The sequence below is a fragment of the Streptomyces olivochromogenes genome (genome assembly GCF_021538895.1).
GTDB classification, from domain to species: Bacteria; Actinomycetota; Actinomycetes; order Streptomycetales; family Streptomycetaceae; genus Streptomyces; species Streptomyces olivochromogenes_A.
The window spans coordinates 44,867-51,283 of record NZ_JADDRL010000071.1 but is presented as its reverse complement, the minus strand read 5'-3'; the positions used below and the strand labels follow the sequence as shown (position 1 = coordinate 51,283).

At 69.6% G+C, this 6,417-nt stretch carries 5 protein-coding genes and 1 pseudogene; 2 read left to right on the top strand and 4 right to left on the bottom strand.

Annotation, left to right across the window (positions count from 1 at the left end):
* From IPZ69_RS30320 to IPZ69_RS30305, 4 genes and pseudogenes are all read right to left on the bottom strand, one after another.
* Window positions 1-568: pseudogene (locus IPZ69_RS30320) on the bottom strand (hypothetical protein); the annotation flags it as partial.
* Complete coding sequence (locus tag IPZ69_RS30315; protein WP_235457833.1) at window positions 550-1,290, bottom strand: ABC transporter ATP-binding protein; 741 nt, start codon at window positions 1,288-1,290, stop codon at window positions 550-552. The gene IPZ69_RS30315 and the pseudogene IPZ69_RS30320, both read right to left, overlap by 19 nt.
* 200 nt (window positions 1,291-1,490) lie before the next feature.
* Window positions 1,491-2,855, bottom strand: coding sequence for an aspartate aminotransferase family protein (locus IPZ69_RS30310; RefSeq protein WP_235457832.1), 1,365 nt, complete (start codon window positions 2,853-2,855; stop codon window positions 1,491-1,493).
* A 2-nt stretch (window positions 2,856-2,857) separates the two neighbouring features.
* Window positions 2,858-3,376 carry an Lrp/AsnC family transcriptional regulator gene (locus IPZ69_RS30305; protein WP_235457831.1) on the bottom strand — a complete coding sequence of 173 codons (519 nt, stop codon included), beginning with the start codon at window positions 3,374-3,376 and terminating at the stop codon, window positions 2,858-2,860.
* 177 nt (window positions 3,377-3,553) lie between these two features.
* Between IPZ69_RS30305 and IPZ69_RS30300 the strand changes: the two genes are divergently transcribed.
* Window positions 3,554-5,002: a gamma-aminobutyraldehyde dehydrogenase gene (locus tag IPZ69_RS30300; protein WP_235457830.1), complete on the top strand. Its 1,449-nt coding sequence runs from the start codon at window positions 3,554-3,556 to the stop codon at window positions 5,000-5,002.
* 215 nt (window positions 5,003-5,217) lie between these two features.
* Entirely contained in the window at window positions 5,218-6,405 is a 1,188-nt protein-coding gene (locus IPZ69_RS30295; protein WP_235457828.1) for an extracellular solute-binding protein, read from the top strand.
* Window positions 6,406-6,417 lie beyond the last annotated feature (12 nt).

Here is a 6,417-nt window from a genome sequence, read left to right as displayed (position 1 = left end):
TCCACCGTCCTGGGCTCGATGCTGGCGCTCCTCGTCTTCCTGCACCTGCGGGGCGGGGGTCCCGGGGGCGCAGCGAGAGGGCCACGGCGGTGGAGGCGATGACCGGGAGCACGGCCAGCAGGGTGAGCGCGGCCGGCAGGGGTAGGGGCTGGTCCGCGGCCAGGAAGTCGGCGGCCGCGCGGTCGAAGGGCAGGCCCGTCAGGTCGCCCCGCAGGTGCAGGAAGACGAGGAGCGCCAGCATCGAGCCCAGGACGGTGGACAGGGCCGTGGTGAGGGCGGAGATCCCCATCAGGCGGCCCGGGCCCAGGCCGAAGGCGGACAGGCCGGGGCGGGGCTTGGTGGCGGGGTCGGTGCGGGCGACCGCCAGCGCGAAGTAGACCGTGGCGGCCAGCGGGGCCACGCACCAGGCCAGGCGCAGGGCCGAGGCCGCCGGTGTCTCGGGGTGGCCCAGCGCGTAGCCGAGGGTGCTCAGCAGGAGGAAGCCCGTGCCCGCCGCGGCGACCGTCACCAGAAGGCGGCGGACGTGGACCGCGGGGCGGGCGAGGCGGGTCAGACGGAGAGCGAGCACGCGGCCCGGCCTTCCGTCTCCGGGACCGGGGGCAGATGCACCGTGTTCACGCACCGCCCGTCCAGCAGGGACACCGTGCGGTCGGCCAGGGCCGCGGTGTCGGCGTCGTGCGTGGCCAGGACCACCGTGATGCCGTGCGAGCGGGCGGCCGTCGTCAGCGTGCGCAGGACGTGGGCGCGATCGGCGCGGTGCAGGGGAGCCGTCGGCTCGTCCGCGAAGAGCACCGTGGGCGCGGGGGCGAGGGCACGGGCGATGCAGACGCGCTGGCGTTCGGCCTGGAGCAGCTCCTGCGGGCGCTTGCGGGCCTTGTCGCCGACGTCGAGGCGCTCCAGCCACTCCAGGGCGGCCGTCTTGGCCCGGCGGCGGCCGGTGCCGCGCAGCATCAGGGGCAGGGCGGCGTTCTCCCACACGTTCAGCTCGGGGACGAGCACCGGCGCCGGGTCGATCCAGCCGAAGCGGTCGCGGCGCATGCGTTCCCGGACGAGGGGGCCCATGGTGTGCACGGGAACGCTGTTGAACCAGACCTCGCCGCTCTGCGCCGACACCAGGCCGGACAGGCAGCGCAGGAGCGTGGTCTTGCCGCTGCCGCGCGGGCCGCTGACGGCGAGGATCTCGGCCTCCCGCACGCCGAGCGAGACACCGGCGAGCGCGGGCGAGCCGTCCTGGTGTCGGAAGTGCAGGGAGCGTGCCCAGAGCACATCGTTGTCCGGCGGAACCTCCATGGGCGTACACCTCGGTTCGGATCGGAAAAGCCGTGCGCGATTCGCGAAATCCCCCGTGCGGGGGAACGAAGGCGGGGGCCGATCGGTCACTGGCACGCTAGGCAGGCCACGGCGGGAGGCCGGACAGCACACGGCCCCGGGCCGCCCTTTCTCACTCGAATGGGCGGCCCGGGGCCGGAACCGGTCACAGCGTCAGCTGATCACAGCTTCGTCCACGCCTCCGTCAGCGTCGCGCGCAGGATCTGCTCGATCTCGTCGAACGTGTCCTGGTTGGAGATCAGCGGCGGGGCGAGCTGGATGACCGGGTCACCACGGTCGTCGGCACGGCAGTACAGGCCGTTCTCGAAGAGCGCCTTCGAGAGGAAGCCGTACAGGACGCGCTCGGTCTCCTCGTCGTTGAAGGACTCCTTGGTGTGCTTGTCCTTGACCAACTCGATGCCGTAGAAGAAGCCGTTGCCGCGGACGTCGCCGACGATCGGCAGGTCGTGCAGCTTCTGCAGCGTGGACAGGAACGCGCCCTCGTTGTCCAGCACGTGCTGGTTGAGGCCCTCGCGCTCGAACAGGTCCAGGTTCGCCAGGCCCACCGCGGCCGACACCGGGTGGCCGCCGAAGGTGTAGCCGTGCAGGAAGGTGTTGTCGCCCTTGTAGAACGGCTCGGCGATCCGGTCGGAGACCACGCAGGCGCCGATCGGGGAGTAGCCCGAGGTCATGCCCTTGGCGCAGGTGATCATGTCCGGGACGTAGCCGAACTTGTCGCAGGCGAACATCGTGCCCAGGCGGCCGAAGGCGCAGATGACCTCGTCCGAGACCAGCAGCACGTCGTACTTGTCGCAGATCTCGCGCACGCGCTGGAAGTAGCCGGGCGGCGGCGGGAAGCAGCCACCGGCGTTCTGCACCGGCTCCAGGAAGACCGCGGCGACGGTGTCCGGGCCCTCGAAGAGGATCTCCTGCTCGATCTGGTCGGCGGCCCAGCGGCCGAAGGCCTCGGGGTCGTCGCCGAAGATCGGGGCGCGGTAGATGTTGGTGTTCGGCACCTTGTGCGCACCCGGCACCAGCGGCTCGAAGGGGGCCTTCAGACCCGGCAGGCCGGTGATCGACAGGGCGCCCTGCGGGGTGCCGTGGTAGGCGACCGCGCGGGAGATGACCTTGTACTTGGTCGGCTTGCCGGTGAGCTTGAAGTACTGCTTGGCGAGCTTCCAGGCGGTCTCGACCGCCTCACCGCCGCCGGTGGTGAAGAAGACCTTGTTCAGGTCGCCCGGGGCGTAGTCGGCGATGCGCTCCGCCAGTTCCACGGCCTTCGGGTGGGCGTAGGACCACACCGGGAAGAACGCCAGCTCCTGGGCCTGCTTGGAGGCGGTCTCGGCGAGCTCCATGCGGCCGTGACCGGCCTGGACCACGAACAGACCCGCGAGACCGTCCAGGTAGCGCTTGCCCTTGTCGTCGTAGATGTAGGTGCCCTCGCCACGGACGATCGTGGGAACGGGGGAGTTCTCGTACGAGGACATGCGGGTGAAGTGCATCCACAGGTGGTCGTACGCGGTCTTGCTGAGGTCCTTCTGGGTCACGGTTATCGGGTTCCCCACATGTAGGTCTGCTTCTTGAGCTTCAGGTAGACGAAGCTCTCGGTGGAGCGCACGCCGGGCAGCGCCCGGATGCGTTTGTTGATGACGTCCAGCAGGTGGTCGTCGTCCTCGCAGACGATCTCGGCGAGGATGTCGAACGAGCCCGCGGCCATCACCACGTACTCGACTTCCGACATGGCGCTCAGCGCGTCAGCGATCGACTCGACATCGCCCTCGACGTTGATGCCGACCATCGCCTGCCGGCGGAAGCCCACGGTGAGCGGGTCCGTGACGGCGACGATCTGCATGACGCCCTGGTCCAGCAGCTTCTGGACGCGCTGGCGCACGGCCGCCTCGGAGAGCCCGACGGCCTTGCCGATCGCGGCGTACGGCCGGCGGCCGTCCTCCTGGAGCTGCTGAATGATGGCGAGGGAGACGGCATCCAACTGGTGGTTGCCGTTCCTGGACTCGCGGGGCGAGTCCCTCTGGTCTGCGCTTCGACTGGCCACGGCCTCACTGTGCACGACGTCTCGACAGTTCCGCAAGGCCGAAGCGATGAAATTCGTTGTTTGTGTGACCGGGTCCTGCGGATTTCGCAGCCTTGATGGGATCGGGGGTGTTGAAAACGTGGGGTCTCGGACTAGTGTGGGTGTCTCAGTGACTGGACAAACCCGCACCCCGAACACCTTGGAGGGCCGGCAGTGAGCACCGAGCTGCGTCGTCTGCGCAACTACATCGACGGTGAGTTCCGGGACGCCGCCGACGGACGGACCACCGAGGTGGTCAACCCCGCGACCGGCGAGGCCTACGCGACCGCCCCGCTGTCCGGTGAGACGGACGTCGACGCCGCCATGGCGGCCGCCGCCGCGGCCTTCCCGGCCTGGCGCGACACGACGCCCGCCGAGCGGCAGAAGGCCCTCCTGAAGATCGCCGACGCGTTCGAGGAGCGCGCCGAGGAACTCATCGCGGCGGAGGTGGAGAACACGGGCAAGCCGGTCGGCCTGACCCGCTCCGAGGAGATCCCGCCGATGGTCGACCAGATCCGCTTCTTCGCGGGCGCGGCGCGCATGCTGGAGGGCCGCTCCGCCGGTGAGTACATGGAGGGCATGACCTCCATGATCCGCCGCGAGCCGGTCGGCGTCTGCGCGCAGGTCGCGCCGTGGAACTACCCGATGATGATGGCCGTGTGGAAGTTCGCCCCGGCGATCGCCGCCGGCAACACGGTCGTGCTGAAGCCCTCGGACACGACCCCCGCCTCCACCGTCCTGATGGCCGACATCATCGGCTCGATCCTGCCCAAGGGCGTCTTCAACGTCATCTGCGGTGACCGTGACACCGGTCGCGCGATGGTCGAGCACCCGACCCCGGCGATGGCCTCCATCACCGGCTCCGTGCGCGCCGGCATGTCGGTCGCCGAGTCCGCGTCCAAGGACCTCAAGCGCGTCCACCTGGAGCTGGGCGGCAAGGCGCCGGTCGTCGTATTCGATGACCTCGACAGTGCGGCCATCGCCAAGGCCGTCGAGGACATCTCCGTGGCGGGCTTCTTCAACGCCGGCCAGGACTGCACCGCCGCCACCCGCGTGCTCGTCCAGGAGTCCATCCACGACGAGTTCGTCGCCGCGCTGGCCAAGGCCGCCGCCGAGACGAAGACCGGCCAGCCGGACGACGAGGACGTGCTCTACGGCCCGCTGAACAACCCGAACCAGCTCAAGCAGGTCTCCGGCTTCATCGAGCGCCTGCCCGCGCACGCCAAGGTCGAGGCCGGCGGCCACCAGGTCGGCGACAAGGGCTACTTCTACGCCCCGACCGTCGTCTCGGGCCTCAAGCAGGACGACGAGATCGTCCAGAAGGAGGTCTTCGGCCCGGTCATCACCGTCCAGTCCTTCTCGGACGAGGGCCAGGCCATCGAGTGGGCCAACGGCGTCGAGTACGCCCTGGCCTCCTCCGTGTGGACCAAGGACCACGCCCGCGCCATGCGGATGTCAAAGGTCCTGGACTTCGGCTGCGTGTGGATCAACACCCACATCCCGCTGGTCGCCGAGATGCCGCACGGCGGCTTCAAGAAGTCCGGCTACGGCAAGGACCTGTCGGGCTACGGCTTCGACGACTACACCCGCATCAAGCACGTCATGACGTCCCTCGACGGCTGACGCACCGCACGCGCGGCCCCGGACGGAGGACGGTCCGTCCGGGGCCGCGACGTTTTTTGCCGGAGACCGGCGCCCCGTGACCGACATCCAGGCCGCAACCGACCGCAACTGACCTACGCGCGGCCGCCATTGATCGACAAGGTGTCGGTTACCGCCGGACCCGCTCGACGCAGCGTCGATTGTCCGGCCACAGCGGCGAAAGGCATGCTTCGCGAATGGCCCAGACTCCTTCCCACCCCGTCTCCCGCCGTTCCCTGCTGCGCGCGCTGGGCGGCACCGCCGCGCTCGGTGCGCTCGCCGGCTGCGGGGTGCCCGCCGCCTACGTGCGGCCCGGCGACCGTGCCGTCGCGGACCTGTCCGCCACCGACAAGAGGCTGGCCTGGGCGAACTGGCCGCTGTACATCGACACCGACGACGACAACCCGAACAAGCGGCCCACGCTGGAAGCCTTCGAGAAGCGCACGGGCATCTCCGTCGACTACGTCGAGGAGATCAACGACAACGACGAGTTCTTCGGCAAGATCAGCCCCGCGCTGATGAACCACCAGTCGACGGGCCGCGACCTGATCGTCATGAGCGACTGGATGTGCGCGCGGTTCGTGCGGCTGGGCTGGGTGCAGCGGATGGACCGCGCCCACCAGTCGAACGTGGCGAAGTACCTCGACCCCCTGCTCCGTTCACCGGCCTTCGACCCCGGCCGCAGGTGCACGGTGCCGTGGCAGTCGGGCATCACGGGCATCGCATACAACCGCCGCAAGCTCGGCCGCGAGATCCGCCGGGTCTCCGACCTGTGGGCGGACGACCTCAAGGGCCGCGTGACCCTGCTGTCCGGCCTCGACGAGGCGTTCGCGCTGCTGATGCAGGGCAACGGCGTCGACATCACCAAATGGACGGCGGACGACTTCCACCAGGTGTGCGACCAGGTGGAGAAGGAGGTCCGCCGGGGCCAGATCCGCCGCTTCACCGGCAACGACTACACCAAGGACCTGGTCAGCGGCGACGTACTGGCCTGCCAGGCCTACTCCGGCGACGTGATCCAGCTCCAGGCCGACAACCCCGACATCCGCTTCGTCGTCCCCGAGGAGGGCGCCGAACTCTGGTCGGACTCCCTGATGATCCCCAACCGGGCCCGCCACAAGGCCAACGCCGAGCGTCTGATCGACTACTACTACGAGCCCGAGGTCGCCGCGGAGCTCGCCGCCTGGGTCAACTACGTCTGCCCGGTGCCGGCCGCCCGGGAGGTCCTGGCCGCCTCCAAGGACGCGGACACCGCTGCCCTCGCCGACAACCCCCTGATCTTCCCGGACGACACGATGCGCAAGCACCTCGCCATCGCCCGGGACATCACCTCCACGGAACGGGTGGAGTTCGCCCAGCGGTGGAACAAGATCGTGGGGTTGTAGGCCGGTTGCCGT